Genomic DNA, 22,943 nt, shown 5'->3' on the forward strand with positions numbered 1-22,943 from the left:
CCCGCCCGCTCAGCGGCTGGTCACGATGCGATCCCTGCCGCCATCCTTGGCCGCGTACAAGGCCCGGTCGGCGCGCTGGGCCATGGCTTGCGCACTCTCCTGCCCATCCCATTCCACCAGGCCGCCGCTGAAAGCATAGCGGACGGACCACTCGCCGTGGCTGCAGGCCGATCCCCTCACCACCCGCGACAGCCCCTCGCTGGCGAGCAGGGCCGCGTCGATGCGCGTGTCGGGAAAGAGCACGGCGAACTCCTCGCCGCCGATGCGTCCGACGATATTCTCGTCAGGCAGCGTCGCGACGGCAAGCGCGCCGAAATGCTGCAAGACGGCATCGCCCAGCAAATGCCCATACGTATCGTTGATCTGCTTGAAGTGGTCGATATCCAGTATCAGCAAGGAAACCGGACGGTCGTTGTGGGCAGCCAGGGCCAGGACTTTTTCCGCCATCAGCCACCACGCCTTGCGCGACAGCACGCCGGTCAGGTAGTCCGTGTTCACCTCGGTCTCGCGCTCGGCCAGCATGCGGTCGTGCAGCATCAGGATCATCGCCAGCGTCAGGCCGGGCAGCGCCATGATACCCACGATCAGGAAGGCGATCTGCACCGGCGAGGTCTCCGCCAGCGAGCCGACGGCATCGATGCGAAGTAGATACACCACGGCCCGGACGGCGTAGCCGACCGCCACGAACATCGCCACGCCCACCGTGAACATATAGGGATAGGCCGGCCGGCTGTACGGACGATGGCGCAACACGGTAATGCCCACCGCCGCCGCCAACATCGAATAAATGACCGACACGAGCACGACGCGGGCGGTGAAGTCGCGCCAGACGTACCAGAACACGGCAAGTCCGGCCAGTTGCACGGCGAGCGCCACGGCCGAGGCCGCCTTCGGCACGCGCAGGTCGAAGAACTGCCGCACCGCCGCCAGGTAGAGGACCATGCCCACGCCCATCAGCATATTGGCGATGATCACACCCACGATGGGCGGCAGCAGCGGCTGGGCGGCGATCAGCAGGATGCCCGTCGCGGTGGTGAAGGCGGCCAGGATGCACGCATGCACGCCGGGGATGCCGCTGCGGGCGAGCGAACCCAGCACGCCCAGCATGAGCAGGCTGGCCGCCCCCATGACGATGAATAGCGTCGTTACCCCGACCATGTGTGTCTGACCGCGCCCCCGCGATCCTAGCGGGGCGCGGCCTTGACGATGGACATCGCCGTCGCCACCATGCTGCCCATATCCGCCACGTTGGCCGGCAGGATCAAGGTGTTGCCTTGCTTGGCCACGTTACCGAAGGCCTCGACATACCGCTCCGCCACCTTCAGGTTGACGGCTTCCATGCCGCCCGGCTGGCGCACCGCCTCCGCCACCTGCGTGATGGCCTTGGACGTCGCCTCGGCGATCGCCAGCACGGCGGCCGCCTCGCCTTGGGCCTGGTTGATCTGCGCCTGCTTCTCGCCCTCCGAGCGGGCGATGGCCGCCTCGCGCTCGCCGGTGGCGATATTGATCTGCTCCTGGCGACGCCCCTCGGAAGCGGCGATCAGCGCGCGCTTTTCGCGCTCGGCGGTGATCTGCGCCTGCATGGCCCGCAGGATTTCATTGGGCGGTGTCAGGTCCTTGATTTCGTAGCGCAGCACCTTGACGCCCCAGTTCAGCGCGGCCTCGTCCAGCGAGGCCACGATGGTGGTATTGATGAATTCGCGCTCTTCGAAGGTCCGGTCCAGTTCCAGCTTGCCGATCACCGAGCGCAGCGTGGTCTGCGACAGCTGGGTGATGGCGGAAATATAGTTGGACGAACCGTAGGAGGCCCGCATCGGGTCGGTGACCTGGAAATACAGCACGCCGTCGACCTGCAGCTGGGTGTTGTCGCGCGTGATGCAAACCTGGCTGGGCACGTCCAGCGGGATTTCCTTGAGCGAATGCTTGTAGGCCACGCGCTCGACGAAGGGAATCACGAACCCCGCCCCCGGCGACAGCACCCGGTCGAACTTGCCTAGCCGTTCGACCACCCACGCGTGCTGTTGCGGCACGATGGCGATCGCTCTCACGATGATCAGCACAACGAGCAGGACCAGGACTATCAGGACGATGGAAGAAGGATCGAGCATGGCTTGCACCTTATGGAAACCGGATGGGAACTACGGCATCGACGCTTGGGGATCAGGGTCGAGCCGGCGCGGCGCGGGGCGCGACGATGAGGCTGCTGCCGCGTATGGCCGTAATGACGAATTCACCGCTAGCAGGCAAGTTGCCGGGCGCCAGTTCCACCCGCCAGCTGGCGCCGCGATACTGCACCCGGGAGATACCGCCCTCCTCCCAGGCATCGACACGAACCACCTGGCCGATGTCCAGGTTGACGTCCGCGTTGCGGGCGGCGTCGACCTCGCGCTTTTTCAGCACGCCGGTGCGGCGCAAGACGTACAGTCCCGCCAGCGCAACGATGCTGCAAATGACCAGTTGCGCCTCGAGGTTCAGGCCGGCCGTCGCGGCCAGTCCGCCCGCCGCCAGGCCGACGGCCACCAGCAGCAGGTAAAAGGTCCCGCTGGCGATTTCCCCGATCAATGCGAGGACAGCCAATCCGAACCAGATCCACATAGCCATGTTCTCCGCGAGACATCGAAGCCAGGCGCGGGCCTGACCGGAAACGATTGTACGATTTTGGGCTGTCCCCTGTAGCGTGGATTACCGTGCGGGTTACCGTAGTCGTTCCCTGTGCGTGTCGCGCGACGGGGTGGATTATCATGTCGTTGACGTGGCGTGATTATCAATGTATTGACTGGCGCGGGACGCGGCCGCTCGCGACGCCGGCAGCCCGCAACGATTTCCGCACTATCGTCCACCCACCGTCTACCCACCGTCTTCCCGCCGCCTTCCTGCGCGGCCCGTTGCACCCGACCCATCATGAATCGTTCCGACCTGCCCGTTCTCATCCTCCATACCGGCGACCCCAACGCCAGCCTCACGGAACAGTTCGGCGGCTATGCCGACTTCATGCGGGCGGCCGCCGGCCTGGACGACGCCGACGTGCACGTCGTGCCGGTATTCCTTGGCCAACAGCCGCGTGCGCCGGGGCATTACCGCGCCGCGCTGATCACCGGTTCGCCCGCCAACGTGACGGACCGCGACCCCTGGGGCGAGGAAACGGCGGTCTGGCTGCGCCAGGCCGCCCAGGAGGGGCTACCCATGTTCGGCATCTGCTACGGGCACCAGCTGCTGGCGCATGCCTTGGGCGGTCGGGTCGACTACAACCCGGCTGGCCGCGAGGTCGGCACCCGCCAGCTCGAACTGGTGGCGGACGACCCGCTGCTGGAAGGCCTGCCGCGCACCTTCCCGGTGCAGACGATGCACGAACAGACCGTGGTCGAACTGCCGCCGGGCGCCCGCGTGCTGGCGCGGTCGGCCATGGACGGCTGCCAGCTGCTGCGCCTGGCTCCCCATATCGTGTCCACGCAGTTCCATCCGGAATTTGGCGTGAATTTCATGCGGGAGCACCTGCGCCAGTATGCCGACCGCTATGCCCGGGAGCACATCGACGCCGGGGTCCTGGCCGGCGAACTGCGGGAGACCCCGGAATCCGCCAGCCTGCTGCGCCGTTTCCTCCAGCAGCATTCCGCCGGCGCCGCCGTGTCCGCCTGAAACGCAATAAGCGGAGTGACGGTGACGGTCCCGGCTTGCGAAGATGACACCATCGCGCACCGCCATGCGCCCGCACGGAGCTCATCATGAATGCCACTGCCATGCCCGTCCCCCGCCACGCCGCCCTGGTCGAACAGGCTTGCCGCGCCATGGAGACAGGCGAGACCCCGGACCTTGCCGCCCTGGCCGAACAGGCCGGCCTGAGCCGCTTTCACTTCCACCGCGTCTTCAAGGCCTTGACGGGAATCACCCCCAAGGCCTATGCGACCGCCCTGCGGGCCGCGCGCGCCCGGCGCGAGCTGGACCAGGGGGCCAGCATCACCCAGGCCCTGTATGACGCCGGCTTCAATTCGAGCGGCCGCTTCTACGAAAACACGACCGCCATCCTGGGCATGACGCCCACGCAACGCCGCCGCGGCGGCGCCGGTCTGGACATCCGCTTCGCGGTTGCCCAGTGCGCGCTGGGCGCACTGCTGGTGGCAGCCACGGACAAGGGCATTTGCGAAATTGCCCTGGGCGATGACGCACCGGTGCTGGTGCGGGAGCTGCAGGACCGTTATCCGCGCGCCACGCTGGAAGGCGCGGACGACGATTTCAAGCACTGGGTGGCCGCCGTGGTCGGTTTCGTCGAGAATCCGGCGCAAGGCCTGGACCTGCCGCTGGATGTGCGCGGCACGGCCTTCCAGCAGCGCGTCTGGCAAGCCCTGCGGGCCATCCCGGCCGGCACCACCGTGACCTATACCGAGCTGGCGCGGCGCATCGGCGCCCCCACCGCCGTCCGGGCGGTGGCGCGCGCCTGCGCCACCAATCCGGCGGCGCTGCTGATTCCCTGCCACCGGGTGGTGCGCCAGAACGGCGCCCTGGCCGGCTACCGCTGGGGCGTCGCGCGCAAGCTGGAGCTGATCACGCGCGAAGCCGCGTCCCGGTAAGCGTACGGGGCGACAAGGTCCGGACCTTCCGGAATAACAAAGCAAAACGGGCCGCCTCTTGAAGAGGCGGCCCGTTTTACCTGGCGGCGGCGCGCATGGCCGCCGCCGAGCGGCGCGGCTTACTTGGCCAGGCGCTGCCAGGTGTCGACCACCGTATCCGGGTTCAGCGACATCGACAGGATGCCTTCGTCCTTCAGCCATTGCGCGAAGTCCGGATGGTCGCTGGGGCCCTGGCCGCAGATACCGACGTACTTGTTGGCGGCCAGGCATGCCTGGATGGCCCGGCGCAGCATGAACTTCACCGCGTCGTCGCGCTCGTCGAAGTCCGCCGCCAACAACTCCATGCCCGAGTCGCGGTCCAGGCCCAGGGTCAGCTGCGTCATATCGTTCGAACCGATCGAGAAGCCGTCGAAGTGCTTCAGGAACGCATCGGCCAGGATGGCGTTGGACGGCACTTCGCACATCATGATCAGGCGCAGGCCGTTTTCACCGCGCTTCAGGCCGTGCTTGCCCAACAGGCCCACCACGCGCTCGGCCTGGCTGACCGTGCGAACGAAGGGAACCATGATCTCGACGTTGGTCAGGCCCATTTCATCGCGCACGCGCTTGAGCGCCTCGCACTCCATGCGGAAGCACTCGTCGAACTCCTCGGCGATGTAGCGCGAGGCCCCCCGGAAACCCAGCATGGGGTTCTCTTCCTCGGGCTCGTAGCGCGAACCGCCCACCAGCTTGCGGTACTCGTTGGACTTGAAGTCCGACAGGCGCACGATGACCGACTTGGGCCAGAAGGCCGCGGCGATGGTGGCGATACCCTCGGCCAGCTTCTCGACGAAGAAGGCGCGCGGGCTGGCGTAGCCGCGCGCGGCCGACTCCACCGCCTTCTTCAGCTCGCCGTCCACGTTCGGATAATCCAGCACCGCCTTCGGGTGGATACCGATGTTGTTGTTGATGATGAATTCCAGGCGGGCCAGGCCCACGCCTTCGTTGGGAATCTGGGCAAAGTCGAAGGCCAGTTGCGGATTGCCGACGTTCATCATGATCTTGACGTCGATGGGCGGCATTTCGCCGCGCCGCACTTCCTCGACCTCGGTTTCGATCAGGCCGTCGTAGATGCGGCCTTCGTCGCCTTCGGCGCAGGACACGGTAACCGACTGGCCTTCCTTCAGGTCGTCGGTCGCCGTGGCGCAGCCGACCACCGCCGGGATGCCCAGTTCACGCGCGATGATGGCGGCGTGGCAGGTCCGGCCGCCACGGTTGGTGACGATGGCCGAGGCGCGCTTCATCACCGGCTCCCAGTTGGGATCGGTCATGTCCGTGACCAGGACGTCGCCCGCCTGCACCTTGTCCATTTCCGACACATCGGCCACGATGCGCACGGGGCCCGAACCGATCTTCTGGCCAATGGCACGGCCGGTCACCAGCACCTTGCCGGTGGCCTTCAGGCGATAGCGCTGCTGCACGTCGGTGTTGGACTGCTGCGACTTCACCGTTTCCGGGCGCGCCTGCAGGATGTAGATCTTGCCGTCGACGCCGTCGCGGCCCCACTCGATGTCCATCGGACGCTGGTAGTGCTTCTCGATGATGACGGCGTAGCGGGCCAGTTCGGTCACTTCCTCGTCGGTCAGCGAATAGCGGTTACGCTCCGACACCGGCACGTCGACCGTGCGCACGGCGCGGCCTTGCGGACGCTCGGGGTCGAATTCCATCTTGATCAGCTTGGAGCCGATGCGGCGCCCGACGATGGGATAGTGGCCCTGTTCCAGCGTGGGCTTGAAGACGTAGAACTCGTCCGGATTGACCGCGCCCTGCACCACGGTTTCACCGAGGCCGTAGGACGAGGTAATGAACACCACGTCCTTGAAGCCGGATTCGGTGTCGATGGTGAACATCACGCCCGCGCTGCCCTTGTCCGAGCGCACCATGCGCTGGATGCCGGCCGACAACGCGACCTCGGCGTGGGCATAGCCCTTGTGCACGCGATAGGAAATCGCGCGGTCGTTGTACAGCGACGCGAACACGTGGCGAATCTTGTCCAGCACGTCGTCGATGCCGACGACGTTGAGGAAGGTTTCCTGCTGGCCGGCGAAGGAAGCATCCGGCAGGTCCTCGGCGGTGGCCGACGAACGCACGGCGAACGTGCCCTTGCCATCGCTGTCCAGCTTGGCGAAGGCTTCGCGGATCTGCTGCTCGAACTCGGGCGAGAACGGCGCGTCGACCAGCCATTGGCGGATCTCCGCGCCGGCCGTGGCCAGTTCGCGGACATCTTCCGGATTCAGCGTGGACAGGCGATCGGCGATGCGCTTGTCCAGGCCCGACGACTTGAGAAAGTCGCGAAAGGCCTGGGCGGTCGTGGCAAAGCCGCCCGGCACGCGGACACCCGCGCCGGACAGCTGGCTGATCATTTCGCCGAGAGAAGCGTTCTTACCTCCTACCGAGTCCACGTCCGTCATGCGGAGCTGCTCGAAAGAAACGACGTACGACATTGAAGTCACCTTTTACAATGGAATGAAAGCGAGTTTGGTCAGGGCATCCATACACCCTGACCAAACTGGCCTTGGGACCGCTCTTGGGGTGACTTATCGGGGTCTGATTGTACCCGGTCGGCTTCTCCTTACCTCCTGCCCCGTTGGAATTTTTTACATATGTCCACACCCCCCATCGAACGCACCGTCTACATCGTCTCGGACAGTACCGGGATCACCGCCGAGACCTTCAGCCACTCGGTCCTGGCCCAATTCGAGGAAGTCAGTTTTCGCCAGATCCGGCTGCCTTTTGTCGACACGCTGCAAAAAGCCGAGGAAGCCGCCCTGCGCATCGACCGCAATGCCGCCGAAACGGGCATGCAGCCCATCGTCTTCAGCACCCTGGTGCATCCGGAGATCATGGCGCGGGTGCGCCAGGCCAACGGCATCTTCCTGGACCTGTTCGGCACTTTCGTCGCCCATATCGAGCAGGCCCTGGGGCTGAAATCCAGCCACTCGATCGGCCGCTCGCACATGGCGGCCAACAGCGAGAAATACCGCAACCGCATCGACGCCATCAACTTCAGCCTGTCGCATGATGACGGGCAGTTCGTCACCAACCTGGCCGAGGCGGACGTCATCCTGGTGGGCGTCTCGCGCTGCGGCAAAACGCCCACCAGCCTCTACCTGGCCATGCAATACGCGGTCAAGGCGGCCAACTTCCCGCTGATTCCGGACGATTTCGAGCGTGGCACGCTGCCCTCCACCCTGGCCCCCTACCGCGACAAGCTGTTCGGGCTGACCATCCAGCCCGACCGCCTGGCCGAGGTGCGCAATGAACGCCGGCCCAACAGCAAGTACGCCTCGCTGGAGCAATGCCGCTACGAGGTCACCGAGGCCGAGCGCATGATGCGGCGCGAAGGCATCGAATGGCTGTCGACCACGACCAAGTCCATCGAGGAAATCTCCACGACGGTATTGCAGGAAGTGGGGCTGGACCGGGCGCTTTAGATTTAAGGGATCAGCCCGGCGGCAGATGACGCCGGCGTTGCTCGAACAGGCAGATCGCGGCGGCGGCGGCCACGTTGAGGGACTCGACGGCCGCGCTGTCGTGCGGGATGCGCAGGCGCAAGGACGCAGCCCGCAGCAGGTCCGGCGCGACGCCCTGCCCTTCATGGCCGAAGACCCATGCGCAGGCCGGCGGCAGGTCGGCGTCGTAGAGCGACTGTGAATGCTCCAGGGTGGTGGCGGCCAGGGGCACATCCAGGCACGCCGTCAGCGCCGCCAAATCCACCTTTTCATAGACCTGCAAGGCGAAATGCGCGCCCTGCGCGCTGCGCAGCACCTTGGGCGACCAGGCGGCCGCACAGCCTTCGGACAGCATGACGTGGCGGATGCCCGCCGCCGCGCTGGTCCGCAGCAGCGTGCCCACGTTGCCGGGGTCCTGCACGCGGTCCAGCAGCACGCAACCTACCGCCACCCGCGCCGGCAGGACAGGCCGGGGTGGCTGGACCAGGAACAGGACGCCCTGGTCGCTCTCCACGCTGGCCAGCCCGTGCAGCAGCCTGGGCTCCAGGGACACGCAGCATTCGGCGGGCAGTTGCGCAGCCAGGGCCGCCAGCTCCGGCTTGTCCAGGCGTGCCGCATCGAACAGCGCCCGTTGCGGCACGCCCCGCTGTTGCAACCACGCCTGGCACAAGTGCACGCCATCCAGCAAGGCCGGTGCGTCGCGCCGGCCCGCGGCGGCGGCGATGCGGTGCAGGTCCTTCACCAGGGGATTGTCGCGCGAGGCGATGTGCTTCATCGGCATGGGCGATGGAATGACTCAGTCCATCCCAAGCGGAATCGACGTCTCGACGACCACATCCATCGTGCCGGCCACCCACGCCTTGATCGGCGCGAAACTTTGCCTGTGCTCGGGACAAGGCCCGTGCTCGCGCAAACGCTCCAGGTGCATCGCCGTGCCATACCCCTTGTGCTGGTCGAAGCCGTAGTGCGGATACTTCCCATGCAGGCGCACCAGGTCGGCGTCGCGCGCCGTCTTGGCGAGGATGGACGCGGCCGAGATCGCCGGCACCAGGGCGTCACCCTTGATGATGGTCTTGACGCCGCACTTGAGCTTCGGCGCCTGGTTGCCGTCGACCAGCGCCAGCCCCGGCTTGATGAGCAGGCCCGCGACCGCGCGCTGCATGGCCAGCATGGTGGCCCGCAGGATGTTGAGCTTGTCGATTTCCTTGACGCTGGCCTTGGCAATGAACCACGCCAGCGCGTTCTCGCGGATGAGCAGGGCCAGTTCGTCGCGCCGTTCGGCGGTCAGCACCTTGGAGTCGGCCAGGCCATCTATCCGACGGGCCGGGTCCAGGATGACGGCGGCGGCATAGACGGCGCCGGCCAGCGGTCCGCGCCCGGCCTCGTCCACGCCGGCCACGATAACGTCGGCCAGGCCGCCCATGCCGAAAAGGTCAGACTGATCCACGGGAGGACACCTCCATGATCGCCTGCGCCGCCAGCGCCGGCGTGTCGCGCAGCAAATCCTGGTGCAGGGCCGTGAACCGCGCTTGCACGCGGGCCGCGTTGGCCTCGTCGGTCAACGCCATCCACGTCGCTTCCGCCAGTTTTTCCGGCGTGGCGTCGTCCTGCAACAGCTCGGGTACGGCAAAGTCGCGCAGCAGCACATTGGGCAGGCCCACCCACGGCAGATAGGGACGCTGCTGTTTCGACTTCCACGCCATGATACGGCGCATCCAGGTCGGCAGATAGTACGAAATCACCATGGGCCGCTTGAACAGCGCCGCTTCCAGCGTGGCCGTTCCGCTGGCCACCAGCACCGCATCGGCCGCCTCCATCACGCTCCAGGCCACCGGCGCGGCGTCGCCGCCCTCGCCGGCGACCGTGGCCGGCGCCACGTCGTCCGCCGTGACGATGCGCAGGTTGGCCACGGGATACTGCCGCAGCCATCCTTCGAATTCGGCGCGGCGCTGCGCGTTGACCATGGGCACCACGCACTGCAACGCCGGATCGCGCTGCTGCAGCAGGCGCAGCGCCTGCAGGAAGCGCGGCGCCAGCACCTTGATTTCGGATGAGCGGCTGCCGGGCATCATGGCCAGGATACGGGCGCCCTGCTCCAGCCCCAGGCGCGCCCGCGCCGCGGCGCGGTCGGGCCGCATGGGGATGGCGCCGGCCAACGGATGACCGACATAGGTCACCGGGATGCCTTCCTTCTGGTAGATCTCTTCCTCGAAGGGAAAGAGCACCAGCATATGGGAGACCGCCTCGCGGATCTTGTGGATGCGCTCGTAGCGCCAGGCCCAGATGGAGGGGCCGACGAAATGCACCGTTGGCACCCCGGCCTGCCGCAATTGCAGCTCCAGCTTCAAGTTGAAATCCGGCGCATCGATGCCGACGAACACCGACGGCGGCTGCGCGAGCAGGCGCCGCTTGGTGTCGCCATAGATGGACAACAGGCTGGGTATCCGCTTGAGGGCGTCGACGTAGCCGAACACGGTCAGGGCATGCATGGGATGCCAGGACTCGAAGCCCTGGGCCAGCATGCGCGGCCCGCCTATGCCCTGGCAAATGACGCCGGGCTCGCGCTGGGCCAGGCCCTGGATGATACGGCCGGCCAGCAGGTCGCCGGAAGGCTCTCCGGCGACCATGCCGATATGCCTGGATCGACCGGCGCCCTGGACCACCGGCGCCCCGGCGGGCGTCGCGCCGGTGTTCACGGCCGGATGATGCCGCGGTTGCTGACCTCGATGAAGTCCAGCATCACTTGCAGGGCGTCGCGCGTTTCCGGCTCGCTGTTCTGGCGTTCGCGCAACTCCGCGGCGGCTTCCTGCAAGGAAAGGCCGCGGCGGTAAATGGCCTTGTACGCATCGCGCAGCGCCGAGATGACGGCCGGGGTGAAACCGCGGCGCTTCAAGCCCTCGACGTTCACGCCCACCGGTCGGCAGGGATTGCCCGCGGCCAGCACATAAGGCGGCGTGTCCTGCATCAGCGAGCTATTGCCGCCGGTCATGCTGTGCGCACCGATACGGCTGAACTGGTGCACGCCGACCAGGCCGCCGATGATGGCCCAATCGCCCACGTGCACGTGTCCGCCCAGCTGCACCGAGTTGGCCAGGATGGTGTTGTTGCCGATATGGCAGTCGTGCGCCACGTGGACATAGGCCATGACCCAGTTGTCGCTGCCTATCGTGGTGACGCCGCCGTCCTGCACCGTGCCCGTATTGAAGGTCACGAATTCGCGGACGGTATTGCGGTCGCCGATTTCCAGCCGGGTCGGTTCGCCCTGGTATTTCTTGTCCTGCGGCATCCCGCCTATCGAGCAGAACCGGTAGAAGCGGTTCTCGCGTCCGATCGTGGTGACCCCGTCGATGACGCAATGCGGACCGATCTCCGTCCCCGCGCCTATGCGCACGTTGGGTCCGATCACGCTATACGGGCCGATGACGACGGAACTGTCGATCTCGGCCGCCGGGTCGACGACGGCGGTGGGATGGATATTTCCGGACATTTAAGCTTCCAGGCTGCGGATGGCGCACATGAGCTTGGCTTCGGCCACCAGTTGGCCATCCACCAGCGCACGGCCGGAATATTTGCAAATGGAGCGGCTGAGACGCTCGGCATCGACTTCGATGCGCAATTGGTCGCCCGGCACCACCGGGCGGCGGAAACGCGCGCCGTCGATACCCACGAAATAATAAACCGTGGTGTTTTCCTCGTCCTTGGCCAGCGCATTTTCGTCGGCGAAGGAAAAGAGCGCCGCGGCCTGGGCCATGGCTTCCAGGATCAGGACGCCAGGCATGACGGGATGATGGGGGAAGTGTCCTGTGAAGAACGGCTCGTTGATCGAGACGTTCTTGAGCGCCACGATGGATTTACCAGGCTGAATGTCCAGCACGCGATCGATCAGAAGCATCGGATAGCGGTGCGGCAAACGGTCCAGGATCCCCTTTATATCGAGTTCCATGTCTTTGATATTCCAGCAGTACGAAGGGTGATGTGGGCTGGCGCCCGCCGGCGCCAGTGTATCCCCGGCGACGCAGGCGGCATTCCTGCCCTATTTCTTTTCCAGATCGCGCAAACGGCGACGAATTTGTCCCAATTGTTGTATCACGGCGGCATTGCGTTGCCACTCTCCGTGCTCGGCGTACGGATACACGCCAGTGTATCGACCGGGCCGGGAGATGTTCGACGTAATCGCCGTGCCACCCGAAATGTGGACGTCGTCGCCCAAGGTCAGGTGTCCCGATAGCATTGAGGCACCGCCTATCGTGCATCGTTCCCCGATGGTCGTCGAACCGGCGATGCCCACGCAGGCGGCCACGGCGGTGAAGGCGCCGATGCGCACGTTGTGCGCGACCATGATCTGGTTATCCAGCTTGACGCCGTTGCCGATGACCGTGTCTTCCAGCGCGCCGCGGTCTATCGTCGTATTGGCGCCGATTTCCACGTCGTCGCCGACGCTGACGCCGCCGAACTGTGGAATCTTGCCCCAGGCGCCCCGGCCGCCCTGGGCCGGATCAGGCGCGAAACCGAAGCCGTCCGCCCCCAGCACGCAACCGGAGTGCAGGACGGCGCGGGCGCCTACGGTTACGCCCGCATACAAGGTAACGCGCGCGTGCAACAGGCTGTCCGGACCGATCACGGAACCCGCGCCGATGACGCAAGCGGGACCCAGCACGCTGTTGGCGCCGATACGCGCACCCGCTTCCACCACGCATTGCGGGCCGATGCGGACGTCGGCCCCGATCACCGCGTCAGCGGCGACGACGGCGCTGGGGTGCACGTATGCCCCGGCGGCCGGCCGGCGCGCGCGCTCGAACCATTGCGCCACGCGGGCATACAGCAGATAGGGGTTCTTGCAGACCACCCGGACGAAGCCCGGTGCGGTCGCGCCCTCCGCCGCCAACGCCTGTTCCACGTCGGGCGACACGATGACCGCGCCAGCCTGGGTGCCGGGCAACTGGTTCTGGTAGCGGGGATTGGCGAGGAAACTGAGTTCCGCCGCGCCGGCACTGGACAAGGTGCCCAGGCCCTGGATGCGCGGGGAGGTCCTGCCGGGCGCGGCGCTGAGCCGCCACTCGAGACCGGTGGTATCGGTGGCGGCTAACAGGTCGTCGAGCGACGGTGCATGGTCTGGATCCAGCAGGATGGGCATAGGCGACGCTTACTTGCCCAGGGCCTGGATCACCTTGTCGGTGATGTCGACACGGGGGTTGACCGTCACGGCATCCTGCACGATCAGGTCATAGTTCTCCTGCTCGGCGATGCGCTTGATGGCGGCATTGGCCTTTTCCACGATGGAGGAGAACTCTTCGTTGCGGCGGCGGTTGAAGTCTTCCTGGAACTCGCGGCGGCGGCGTTGCAGGTCGGCGTCGCTGTTGCTCAGGTCGCGCTGGCGCTTCACGCGATCGCCTTCGGACAGCACGGGCGCGTCCTTGTCGTATTTCTCGGCCTGGGCGCGCAGCGTCGAGGCGGCACGCTGCAGGTCATCGTCGCGGCGCTTGAATTCCGACTCGATCTTGGCCTGGGCAGCCTTGGCCGGACCCGATTCGCGGAGGATTCTTTCGGTATTGACGAAGCCGATTTTGGTACCTTGCGCCGCGGCGGGAGCCGCATACGCACCGCCCGCCAGCAGCGCGCCCGCGACCACCAGCGAGCCCATCAGGTTGACGGAAGCCGCGCGGGAGAGACGAGACAGATTGCGTGCGAAATCAGACATCATGAAAATTTCACCTTCGGATTAGGTCTAGCAAAGGCGTTATTGTGCCACTAAACCGGATAGGCAATAGAAGGCCGGAAACATCCGGCCACTATTGGCTTGCTTTTAGAAACCAGTACCAATCTGGAACTGGAAGCTCTGGGAATCGTCACCCGGCTTCTGGTTCAGCGGTCGGGCATACGACAACTGCAAGGGTCCGAGGGGCGACTGCCAGGACAGGCCGATACCCGCCGAGAAGCGCCAGCCGCAAGGATCCGTCACCGGATCGCTGGCCTTGCCAGCCGTGCAGGTCATGCCGCTGCCCGCCTTGACCTGGCCCGCGTCGGTAAAGATGAACCAGCGCAGCGTACGGTCCTTGTTGGCGCCCGGGAACGGCAGGTACAGCTGGGCATTGGCCACGATGCGGCGGGCACCGCCCAGGTAGTCGCCGGTCAAGGTATCGCGCGGGCCCAGCGAGGAGCCTTCGTAGCCGCGCACCGTGCCGATACCGCCCGCGTACACGTCCTTGATCACCGGGAAGTCCTTGCCGCCATACGCGGTGCCCCAGTCGATCATGCCATTCAAGGCCAGCGTGTAGCTGCGGCCCAGCGGCAGGTAGTACTGCTGCTGGCCCGTCAGCATCGTGTACTTCAGGTCCATCGTCGAGGCCTGGGCCTGCACCTTGGTGAAATAGCCCTTGTTCGGCGCCAGCGCGCTGTCGCGGGTGTCCTTCTGCCAGCCGGTCTGGAAGATGAAGGCGTTGGTCGAATCACCGTACTGGTTGACGAAGTTCTGGTACGCCTGCGGAGAGTCGTCGTAGAGATCGATCTGGTTGCGTTCGAACGAGCCACCCAGCGTGATGCGGTCGTATTCCGAAATCGGAATGCCGAAGTTCATGCCCAGGCCGTACGTCTTGACGCGGTACTCGCCGTCGTTCTCGAGGAACGGCCGGGTCTGGCGGTAGTACAGGGACGTGGTGCGGCTGATGCCGTCCTTGGTCCAGTACGGGTCGGTGTGCGACAGCACCGCGGAACGGTTGGTGGCGCTGGTGTTCAATTGCAGCGTGAGGTTGGTGCCGCTGCCGAACACGTTGTCTTCGCTGATACCCGCGGACAGGATGGCGCGGTCCGTCGAACCGTAGCCCACACCCAGGTTGATCATGCCGGTGGGCTTTTCCTTCACGTCGACGTTGACGTCGACCTGGTCGGGAGAACCCGGCACCGGCTCGGTCTTGACGTTGACGTCGTTGAAATAGCCCAGGCGGTCGATCCGGTCGCGCGACATCTTGATGTCGCCCGCGTCGTACCACGCGGCTTCCTGCTGGCGCATCTCGCGGCGCACCACTTCGTCCCGGGTGCGCGTATTGCCGCCGATCTGGATGCGGCGCACGTACACGCGGCGGCTGGGGTCGACGTAGAACGTCAGGTCGGCCTCGTGCTTGGCCCTGTCCATCTGCGGGTTCGGGTTGACGTTGGCGAACGCATAGCCCAGCTCGCCCAGGTAGTCCGTGATGGCCTTGTTGGTGTCGTTGACCTCGGCGGCGGAGAAGGTGTCGCCCGCCTTGATCTTGACCAGCTTGTTGATCTCGCTGTCCAGGCCCAGCAGATTGCCGGCCAGCTTCACGCTGCGCACCTTGTAGGGCTCGCCTTCATGCAGCGTGAACGTGATGAAGATGTCCTTGCGGTCGGGCGAAATGGTCACCTGCGGCGCCTCGGACGTGAACTCCAGGTAGCCGCGGTCAAGGTAGAACGAGCGAATGCGCTCGACGTCGCCTTCCAGCTTTTCGCGGGAATACTTGTCGGTGTCGGTGTACCAGGTCAGCCAGCCCGGCGTGGTCAGCTGGATCTGGTCGAGCAGTTCGCTTTCGGAGAAAGCCTTGTTGCCGACGAAGTGGATTTCGCGGATGCGCGCCACTTCGCCTTCGAAGATGTCGAAGCTGATGCCGACGCGGTTGCGCGGCAGCGGCGTGACGGTGGCCGTGACCTCGACCCCGTACTTGCCCTTGGTCATGTATTGCTGCTTGAGCTCGAACTCGGCGCGTTCGAGCATGGACCGGTCGAAGATCCGGCCTTCCGCGAAACCGACCTGCTTCAACGAATCGGTAATGGCCTTGGAATCGAACTCGCGCATGCCATTGAAACTGATGGATGCAATGGTTGCGCGTTCCTGCACCGTCACAACCACCACGTCGCGATCGGTATCGACCCGCACGTCGCTGAAGAAGCCGCTGCCATAAAGACGGCGCACCGCCTCGGTCGCGTCGTCCTCGGTGAATTTCTGGCCGACCTTGACGGGCAGGTAACCGAACACCGTGCCGGCGTCGATGCGCTGGATGCCCTCAACGCGGATGTCCCGTACGACGAAGGGTTCGAAGGCGTGAGCCAGCGCTGGCAACAGCAGCATGGCAAGAAGGCTCGCCCACAATCCCTTCTTGTTTTGAAACAGCCTGCGGAAAAGCATCCTGGATAGTCCTTGGTCGTACGAATGGCGGGGGATTTTAAGGCAGAAAGCGCGTCTGTGGCACGCGGCTATGTGAAAAGCCGCGCAAAATCATTGAAAAGCGCAAGCCCCATCAAACCGGCCAGCAAGCCCAGGCCGGCGCGCTGCCCGATATCCAGCCAGCGGGACGGCGGCGGGCTGCCACGCAAAATTTCGATGAGATAGTACAGCAGGTGTCCGCCGTCCAACATGGGAATCGGCAGCAGATTGAGAACGCCCAGGCTGATGCTGATGAGCGCGAGGTAGGAAATATAGGCCGCCAAGCCGATGCGGGCGGTCTGTCCCGCGTAGTCGGCGATCGTCACCGGGCCGCTGATATTGCGCCACGAAACGGCCCCGGTGACCATGCGACCCATCATGCGCAGGGAGAACCAGGCGGTTTCGGCGGTGCGGGTGGCGCCCTGCCACAGGCTCTCGCCCAGGCCATAGCGCACCGTGACCATCGGAATATCGGCGCCCAGCTGCACGCCGATGCGGCCGATGACGCGCCCATTGGCGTCGTGCTCGGCCTGGGGCACCACCGACAGCGTCAGGTCGGCGCCGTCGCGGCGCACCTGCAGGGGCAAGGCCTTGTCGGGATACTGCTGGACGATCTGCACCACCCGGCCGGCGTCCGGCGTGGCCTGCCCGCCCGCGCCGACGATGACGTCGCCATTGCGCAGGCCGGCGCGTTCGCCGGCGCTGCCCGCCACCACGCCGCGCACCACCGGCTTGGGTTCCAGCAGGCGCAGGCCGGTCGCGGCCAGGGGATCGCCCTGGGCGGGGTCCAGGCGGCTGCCGTCCAGCGCCAGCGTGCGGCGCTGCGTGCCGCCGAGCGCCGCCGTCACGTCGACCGCGACCTGGCCGCCTTCGCTGACGCGGTCCATCAGGGCCCAGCGCGCGTCGTTCCAGGACACCACGGCCTTGTCGTCGATCGCCACGATGCGGTCGCCGGCCTGGAAGCCGGCGCGCGCGGCCGGCGTACCCGCCGCCGGCTGCGCAAGCAGCGCGGCGGGCTCCTGCACGCCGGCCAGGTTCAGGCCGGCGTACAGGAGCACTGCCAGGATAAGGTTGAAGACGGGACCGGCCGCCACGATAAGGATGCGATTGCGCACCGGCTGGCTGTTGAAGGCCCGCGCGGCCTGCGCAGGCGTCGCGCCGGGCGCGGGGTCGTCCTGCATCTTGACGTAGCCGCCCAGGGGAATCGCCGAAATCGCCCACTCCGTGCCGTGCCGGTCGGTGCGGCGCAGCAGGACCTTGCCGAACCCGATCGAAAAGCGATGCACGATGACGCCGCAAGCGCGCGCCGCCCAGTAATGGCCCAGCTCGTGGAACGTGATCAGGACGCCGAGGGCAACGGCAAAGGCGAGCAAGGTGAAGAGCATTTCGATAAATCCGGGAACAGGGAAGCGCCGACGACCAAAGGCCGGCCGGCTGCCAGGGTCACGATACCCGGTCTATCCACGCAGCCACGCGGGCGCGCGTCCGCGCGTCCAGGCCAAGGACATCTTCCAGGCCGCCCAGCGTAACAGATGGCTGTCCCGCCTGCCACTCCAGGGCCTCGACGATGGCCGGCGCGATGCGCGTGTAGCCCAGGCCGCCCGCCAGGAAAGCGGCCACGGCGACCTCGTTGGCCGCGTTCAGCGCGATACAGGCCCCCTGCCCCGCGCGCAAGGCGTCGAAGCACAACCCCAGGCAGGGGAAGCGGCGCAGGTCCGGCGCCTCGAAGTCGAGCCGCCCCCAGCGCACCAGGTCCAGCATGCCCACGCCGCTCCGCAGCCGGTCCGGAAAGCCCAGCCCGTAGGCGATGGGCGTGCGCATGTCCGGCTGGCCCAATTGCGCCAGTACCGAGCCGTCGTGGTATTCGACCATGGAGTGCACCACGCTCTGCGGATGGATCACCACCTCGATGCGATCGGCCGGCATCGCGAACAGCCAGTGCGCCTCGATGACCTCCAGCCCCTTGTTGACCATGGTCGCGGAATCGACGGAAATCTTGCGGCCCATGCTCCAGTTCGGGTGCGCGCAGGCCTCGTCGGGCGTGACCGTGTGCAGCGTCTCGGGATCGCGCCCCCGGAAGGGGCCGCCCGATGCAGTGATGAGCAGGCGACGCACGCCGACCGCGGGCTCGGTCGGCGCGCTGGCGCGGCCACCATGCGGCAGGCACTGGAAAATGGCATTGTGTTCGCTGTCGATAGGCAGCAATTCGGCGCCGTTGTCGCGCACCGCCGCCATGAACAGCGACCCGGCGGCCACCAGGGCCTCCTTGTTGGCCAGCAGGATGCGCTTGCCGGCCCGCGCGGCCGCCAGGGACGACGGCAGGCCGGCCGCGCCGACGATGGCGGCCACCACGGTATCGCACTCCGGGGCCGCGGCGGTGTCCGCCAGCGCCTGGACGCCCACACGGATGGCAGGCATGGCACCGGCGCCGCGCCAGGCCTGGCGGAAACGGCCCGCGGCCGCATCGTCCGGCACCGCGACCACGGCGGCGCCCGTCGCGGCGGCCTGCTCCGCCAGCTTCTCCATGCGGCTGAACGCCGACAGCGCATAAACGCCCAAGCGGTCGGGATGGCGTGCGATGACGTCGAGCGTGCTCTCTCCAATGGAGCCCGTCGAACCCAGTACCGCGATGCGTTGGAATGCCCTCAAAACCCGACTCCGATAAGAATGAACGCCAAGGGCGCCACCGGCAGGACGGCATCGATGCGATCGTAGACCCCGCCGTGACCCGGCAGCAAGGCGCTTGAATCCTTGCGGCCCGCCCGCCGCTTGAGCAGGGACTCGAACAGGTCGCCGATGATGGACAGCGCCGCCAGGGCGGCGGCCAGCGGCAAGGCGCCTGCCCACCCCCAGCGCGCCACCAGGGCCGCGCCGAAGGTCGGCGCCCAGAGACTGCTCACCGCGACCCAGATCACCACGGCCAGCACGCCGGCCAGCGCGCCTTCCACGGTCTTGCCGGGGCTGACACGCGGCGCCAGCTTGCGGCGACCGAAGGCCCGGCCGGCGAAATAGGCGGCGATATCGGCCACCCAGACCACCGCCAGCAGCGAAAGCACGAACCACGGCCCACGCTGCACGAACAACATGGCCAGGACCGCCCAGGCCGCGAGCAGCGCCGGCAAGGCGAACAGGCTAAGGCCCAGGCTGGCCGGCGGCGCGTCGGCGCGCCCCCGCACCACGGCCGGAATGGCGACGAGGATCCAGAGCAGCGCCGCCAACGGGACCACCCCACGAAATACGATGGACAGGGCCTGCAGGCTGGCCTGCGTCGCGGGCGCCCGCAGCCAGAGCGCGGCCAGTGCCAGCGACACCAAGCCCAGCAGCAAGCCGCCAGGCACGGCTCCGCGGGAACCCGGCAGCGTCAGCCGCAGCCATTCCCAGCCGGCGCAGCCGGTCGCAATGGCCAACAAGACCAGGAACGGCCATGGCGTGGCGACGCTCATGGCCAGGCCCAACACGATCAACAAGACAATGGCGGTAGCGATACGCTGGCCTAGCATGCGGGAAAGTCTCCTGGTGAGCGCGAACCGCGGACAGATGCGTCAGCGTTTGCCCAATTGCGCGCTGGTGCGGCCGAAGCGGCGCTCGCGCGTGCGGTACCACTCGAACGCCGCCTCGAGTTCGGCCGCGCCGAAATCCGGCCAATAGCGGTCGGTGAAATAAAGCTCGGTATAGGCCAATTGCCAGATCAGGTAATTGGAAATGCGCTGTTCTCCGCCGGTGCGTATGAACAGGTCGGGCTCGGGCGCCCACGCCATGGACAGGTAGCGCGACAGCGTGGCCTCGTCTATGCCGTCGGGATGCTGCGCCAACTGGGGGTTTTCCGCCAGCATCCGGCGGGTCGCCTGCAGGACGTCCCAGCGGCCGCCGTAATTGGCGCAGATGGACAGGTGCAGCCGGTCGTTGTGCGCGGTGCGCGCCTGCGCCTGTTCGATCAGGTCGCGCAGGCGCGGCTCGAAAGGCGTCAGGTCGCCCACCACGCGCAGGCGCACGCCCTGCCCGTCGAGCTTGTCGACTTCCCGCTCCAGGGCCTGCACGAACAGGCGCATCAGCAGGGAGACCTCCTCGGCCGGCCGGCGCCAGTTCTCGGAACTGAACGCGAACAGCGTCAGGTAGCGCACTCCCAGGCGCCCGCAGCCCTCGACGACGCGGCGCACCGCCTGCACGCCCTTGGCGTGGCCGGCCGTGCGCGGCAGGTGCCGGCGCGTGGCCCAGCGGCCGTTGCCATCCATGATGATGGCAACGTGCTGGGGAACCGCCGAGGTCTCGGGAACTGCCTGGGTGGAACTGATCAAGCCCATGACTATGTCACGCCGTCGTCAGACGGTCATGATCTCCGCTTCTTTCTGGGTGACCATCTTGTCGATATCGGCCACGCAACGGTCCGTCAGCTTCTGCACGTCGTCCTGGGCGCGACGTTCGTCGTCTTCCGAGATCGACTTGTCCTTGACGAGCTTCTTCAAGGCGTCGTTGGCCTCGCGGCGCAGGTTGCGCACGGCGATCTTGGCGTCCTCGCCTTCGTTGCGCACCACCTTGGTCAGGTCGCGGCGACGCTCCTCGGTCAGCGCCGGCATGGGCACGCGGATGCTTTCGCCCATGGACACCGGGTTCAGGCCCAGGTCGGACTCGCGTATGGCCTTCTCGATCGGACCCGCCATCTGCTTTTCGTACGGCTGCACGTTGAGGGTGCGCGCGTCCACCAGGTTGACGTTGGCCACCTGGCCCACCGGCACGGGCGAACCGTAATACTCCACCTGCACATGGTCCAGGATGCCGGTGTGGGCGCGCCCGGTACGGATTTTCGACAGATTCACCTTGAGCGTCTCGATGGACTTGCTCATACGGGATTCGGCCGATTTTTTGATGTCTGCGACGCTCATGGCGACTCCTTGTATTTCAAACGTGTACCAGCGTGCCTTCGTCTTCGCCGCTGACGGCGCGCTTCAAGGCCCCCGATTTGTTGATGGAAAAGACCTTGATGGGCAGCTTCTGGTCGCGGCACAGGGCGAACGCCGTGGCGTCCATGACTTCCAGGCGGCGCACGATGGCCTCGTCGAAGCTGATGCGGGCATAGCGCGTGGCCTCCGGATCCTTGTTGGGGTCCGCGCTGTAGATGCCGTCCACCTTGGTGGCCTTGAGCACGATCTCCGCGCCGATCTCCGCGCCGCGCAGCGCGGCGGCCGTATCGGTGGTGAAGAAGGGATTGCCGGTGCCCGCCGCGAAAATGACGACCTTGCCCTCTTCGAGGTAGCGCAGCGCCTTCGGGCGGATGTAGGGTTCGACGACCTGCTCGATGTTCAGCGCCGATTGCACGCGCGTATCCACGCTGCGGTGCTTGAGCGCGTCCTGCAGGGCCAGGGCGTTCATGATGGTGGCCATCATGCCCATATAGTCGGCGGTGGCCCGGTCCATGCCCTGGGCGCCCGGCGCCACGCCGCGAAAGATATTGCCGCCTCCGATGACGATGGCGAGCTCGACGCCCAGGGCGACGATCTCGGCGATTTCCTCCGTCATGCGCGCGATGGTCGCGCGATTGATGCCGAAGGCGTCATCGCCCATCAGAGCCTCGCCGGACAGCTTGAGAAGAACCCGTTTATACGATCTGCTTGCCATAGGCGGTATCCCTTTGAGGTTCGATCCGACGAAAGTGTAAGACAAGAAACAGGCCGGCCTAGACTTTGCCTAGTGCCGGCCTGCTGGTAAAGATACGCGAAAAGCCGGACAGGGTGCCTATCAGGCCGTGCCCGCCGCCGCCGCAGCCACTTCGGCCGCGAAGTCGGTAACCTTCTTCTCGATGCCTTCGCCGACGATGAACAGGGCGAATTGCGCGATCTTGGCGTTCTCGGCCTTGAGCATCTGCTCGACGGATTGCTTATCGTTCTTGACGAAGGGCTGCGACAGCAGCGTGACTTCCTTCAGGAACTTCTGCACCGAACCTTCGACCATCTTGGCGACGATGTCGGCCGGCTTGCCCGACTCGGCAGCCTTCTGCTCGGCCACCGAGCGCTCGGTGGCGATGTCCGCCGCCGGCACGCCTTCGGCGTTCAGGGCCTTGGGCTTGGTGGCGGCGATGTGCATGGCCAGGTCCTTGCCCACGCTGTCGGCGCCGCTGAACTCGACCAGCACGCCGATGCGGCCGCCGTGCACGTAGCTGGCCAGCTTGTCGGTGGTTTCGATGCGCTTGAAGCGGCGCACCGAGATGTTTTCGCCGATCTTGCCGACCAGGGCGGAGCGCGTGGACTCGACCGTGCCTTCGCCGAACGGCAGGTCGGACAGCGCGGCCACGTCGGCCGGGTTCTTGGCGGCGACCAGTTCGGCCAGCTTGTTGACGAAGTCGACGAAGTCGGCGTTCTTGCCCACGAAGTCGGTTTCGCAGTTGACTTCAATGACGGCGCCCTGCTTGGCGTCGGCCGAAATGAACAGGCCGATCAGGCCTTCGGCGGTGACGCGCGTAGCGGCCTTGCTAGCCTTGTTGCCCAGCTTGACGCGCAGGATTTCCTCGGCCCGGGCCAGGTCGCCCTCGGCTTCGGTCAGCGCCTTCTTGCATTCCATCATGGGCGCGTCGGTCTTCTCGCGCAGTTCCTTGACCATCGAAGCGGTAATTTCAGCCATGCTTTGCTCCATTCTTTCTAAAACACGCCCCGGCGGGCCGGGGCATGTGGGGTTGCTGCGGGAAGCGTGGCCGGGCTCGCGCCCGGCATCACGGCGGCGGCGTACGACCGCCGGACCGTC

General features: G+C 66.3%; 22 protein-coding genes. 3 read left to right on the forward strand and 19 right to left on the reverse strand.

All coding sequences use genetic code 11. The annotated features are described in order from the left end of the window. Positions 1-9: 9 nt before the first annotated feature. The 3 genes from C7R54_RS01740 to C7R54_RS01750 are packed head-to-tail and all read right to left on the reverse strand — an operon-like array spanning position 10 to position 2,595. Positions 10-1,158, reverse strand: a complete 1,149-nt coding sequence (locus tag C7R54_RS01740) for a GGDEF domain-containing protein (protein ID WP_129148470.1) — start codon at positions 1,156-1,158, stop codon at positions 10-12. 26 nt (positions 1,159-1,184) lie between these two features. Next, the gene (locus C7R54_RS01745) at positions 1,185-2,108 is read right to left on the reverse strand and encodes an SPFH domain-containing protein (RefSeq protein ID WP_129148471.1); all 924 of its coding nucleotides are present in this window, start codon (positions 2,106-2,108) and stop codon (positions 1,185-1,187) included. 52 nt (positions 2,109-2,160) lie between these two features. Then, positions 2,161-2,595, reverse strand: a complete 435-nt coding sequence (locus C7R54_RS01750; RefSeq protein ID WP_129149394.1) for an NfeD family protein — start codon at positions 2,593-2,595, stop codon at positions 2,161-2,163. 306 nt (positions 2,596-2,901) lie between these two features. Here C7R54_RS01750 and C7R54_RS01755 point away from each other — a divergent pair, with 306 nt between their 5' ends. Together C7R54_RS01755 and C7R54_RS01760 are read left to right on the forward strand one after the other, a co-directional pair. Next, positions 2,902-3,636 carry a glutamine amidotransferase gene (locus C7R54_RS01755; protein ID WP_129148472.1) on the forward strand — a complete coding sequence of 245 codons (735 nt, stop codon included), beginning with the start codon at positions 2,902-2,904 and terminating at the stop codon, positions 3,634-3,636. A gap of 86 nt (positions 3,637-3,722) precedes the next feature. After that, positions 3,723-4,565 (forward strand): methylated-DNA--[protein]-cysteine S-methyltransferase, encoded by an 843-nt coding sequence (locus C7R54_RS01760; RefSeq protein WP_129148473.1) that lies wholly within the window; start codon positions 3,723-3,725, stop codon positions 4,563-4,565. A 119-nt stretch (positions 4,566-4,684) separates the two neighbouring features. On the opposite strand, the gene ppsA is transcribed toward C7R54_RS01760, so the two are convergent. After that, complete coding sequence (gene ppsA, locus C7R54_RS01765) at positions 4,685-7,048, reverse strand: phosphoenolpyruvate synthase (RefSeq protein ID WP_129148474.1); 2,364 nt, start codon at positions 7,046-7,048, stop codon at positions 4,685-4,687. 159 nt (positions 7,049-7,207) lie between these two features. On the opposite strand from ppsA, the gene ppsR reads away from it, so the two are divergent. Next, positions 7,208-8,038: a posphoenolpyruvate synthetase regulatory kinase/phosphorylase PpsR gene (ppsR, locus tag C7R54_RS01770; protein WP_129148475.1), complete on the forward strand. Its 831-nt coding sequence runs from the start codon at positions 7,208-7,210 to the stop codon at positions 8,036-8,038. A 10-nt stretch (positions 8,039-8,048) separates the two neighbouring features. On the opposite strand, the gene C7R54_RS01775 is transcribed toward ppsR, so the two are convergent. The 15 genes from C7R54_RS01775 to tsf form a co-directional block, all read right to left on the reverse strand. Then, a complete protein-coding gene (locus C7R54_RS01775; RefSeq protein WP_129149395.1) occupies positions 8,049-8,831 on the reverse strand; it encodes a TrmH family RNA methyltransferase in 783 nt (260 codons plus the stop codon). 21 nt (positions 8,832-8,852) lie between these two features. After that, positions 8,853-9,503, reverse strand: coding sequence for a ribonuclease HII (gene rnhB / locus C7R54_RS01780; RefSeq protein WP_377813161.1), 651 nt, complete (start codon positions 9,501-9,503; stop codon positions 8,853-8,855). Then, a complete protein-coding gene (lpxB, locus tag C7R54_RS01785) occupies positions 9,490-10,683 on the reverse strand; it encodes a lipid-A-disaccharide synthase (RefSeq protein ID WP_129149396.1) in 1,194 nt (397 codons plus the stop codon). The genes rnhB and lpxB overlap by 14 nt, the downstream gene beginning before the upstream one ends. A 65-nt stretch (positions 10,684-10,748) precedes the next feature. After that, entirely contained in the window at positions 10,749-11,543 is a 795-nt protein-coding gene (gene lpxA, locus C7R54_RS01790) for an acyl-ACP--UDP-N-acetylglucosamine O-acyltransferase (RefSeq protein ID WP_129148476.1), read from the reverse strand. Further along, positions 11,544-11,999 carry a 3-hydroxyacyl-ACP dehydratase FabZ gene (gene fabZ / locus C7R54_RS01795; RefSeq protein WP_129148477.1) on the reverse strand — a complete coding sequence of 152 codons (456 nt, stop codon included), beginning with the start codon at positions 11,997-11,999 and terminating at the stop codon, positions 11,544-11,546. 90 nt (positions 12,000-12,089) lie between these two features. Then, positions 12,090-13,190: a UDP-3-O-(3-hydroxymyristoyl)glucosamine N-acyltransferase gene (lpxD, locus tag C7R54_RS01800; protein WP_129148478.1), complete on the reverse strand. Its 1,101-nt coding sequence runs from the start codon at positions 13,188-13,190 to the stop codon at positions 12,090-12,092. Between the two features lie 9 nt (positions 13,191-13,199). Then, positions 13,200-13,757, reverse strand: coding sequence for an OmpH/Skp family outer membrane protein (locus C7R54_RS01805; RefSeq protein WP_129148479.1), 558 nt, complete (start codon positions 13,755-13,757; stop codon positions 13,200-13,202). A gap of 102 nt (positions 13,758-13,859) precedes the next feature. Beyond that, positions 13,860-16,193, reverse strand: a complete 2,334-nt coding sequence (gene bamA / locus C7R54_RS01810) for an outer membrane protein assembly factor BamA (RefSeq protein WP_129148480.1) — start codon at positions 16,191-16,193, stop codon at positions 13,860-13,862. 68 nt (positions 16,194-16,261) lie between these two features. Further along, a complete protein-coding gene (gene rseP, locus C7R54_RS01815) occupies positions 16,262-17,596 on the reverse strand; it encodes an RIP metalloprotease RseP (RefSeq protein WP_129148481.1) in 1,335 nt (444 codons plus the stop codon). Positions 17,597-17,654: 58 nt separating this feature from the next. Next, positions 17,655-18,860, reverse strand: coding sequence for a 1-deoxy-D-xylulose-5-phosphate reductoisomerase (locus C7R54_RS01820; protein ID WP_129148482.1), 1,206 nt, complete (start codon positions 18,858-18,860; stop codon positions 17,655-17,657). Continuing rightward, entirely contained in the window at positions 18,857-19,711 is an 855-nt protein-coding gene (locus C7R54_RS01825; RefSeq protein ID WP_129148483.1) for a phosphatidate cytidylyltransferase, read from the reverse strand. Before C7R54_RS01825 ends, C7R54_RS01820 begins: the two co-directional genes overlap by 4 nt. Before the next feature lie 42 nt (positions 19,712-19,753). Next, positions 19,754-20,512: a polyprenyl diphosphate synthase gene (gene uppS / locus C7R54_RS01830; RefSeq protein ID WP_129148484.1), complete on the reverse strand. Its 759-nt coding sequence runs from the start codon at positions 20,510-20,512 to the stop codon at positions 19,754-19,756. 18 nt (positions 20,513-20,530) lie between these two features. Next, complete coding sequence (gene frr, locus C7R54_RS01835) at positions 20,531-21,091, reverse strand: ribosome recycling factor (protein ID WP_129148485.1); 561 nt, start codon at positions 21,089-21,091, stop codon at positions 20,531-20,533. A gap of 16 nt (positions 21,092-21,107) precedes the next feature. Then, positions 21,108-21,824: a UMP kinase gene (pyrH, locus tag C7R54_RS01840; RefSeq protein WP_129148486.1), complete on the reverse strand. Its 717-nt coding sequence runs from the start codon at positions 21,822-21,824 to the stop codon at positions 21,108-21,110. Positions 21,825-21,944: 120 nt separating this feature from the next. Beyond that, entirely contained in the window at positions 21,945-22,823 is an 879-nt protein-coding gene (gene tsf / locus C7R54_RS01845) for a translation elongation factor Ts (RefSeq protein ID WP_129148487.1), read from the reverse strand. Between the last annotated feature and the right edge of the window lie 120 nt (positions 22,824-22,943).

The sequence above is a fragment of the Achromobacter aloeverae genome (genome assembly GCF_004121055.1).
GTDB lineage: Bacteria > Pseudomonadota > Gammaproteobacteria > Burkholderiales > Burkholderiaceae_B > Bordetella_C > Bordetella_C aloeverae.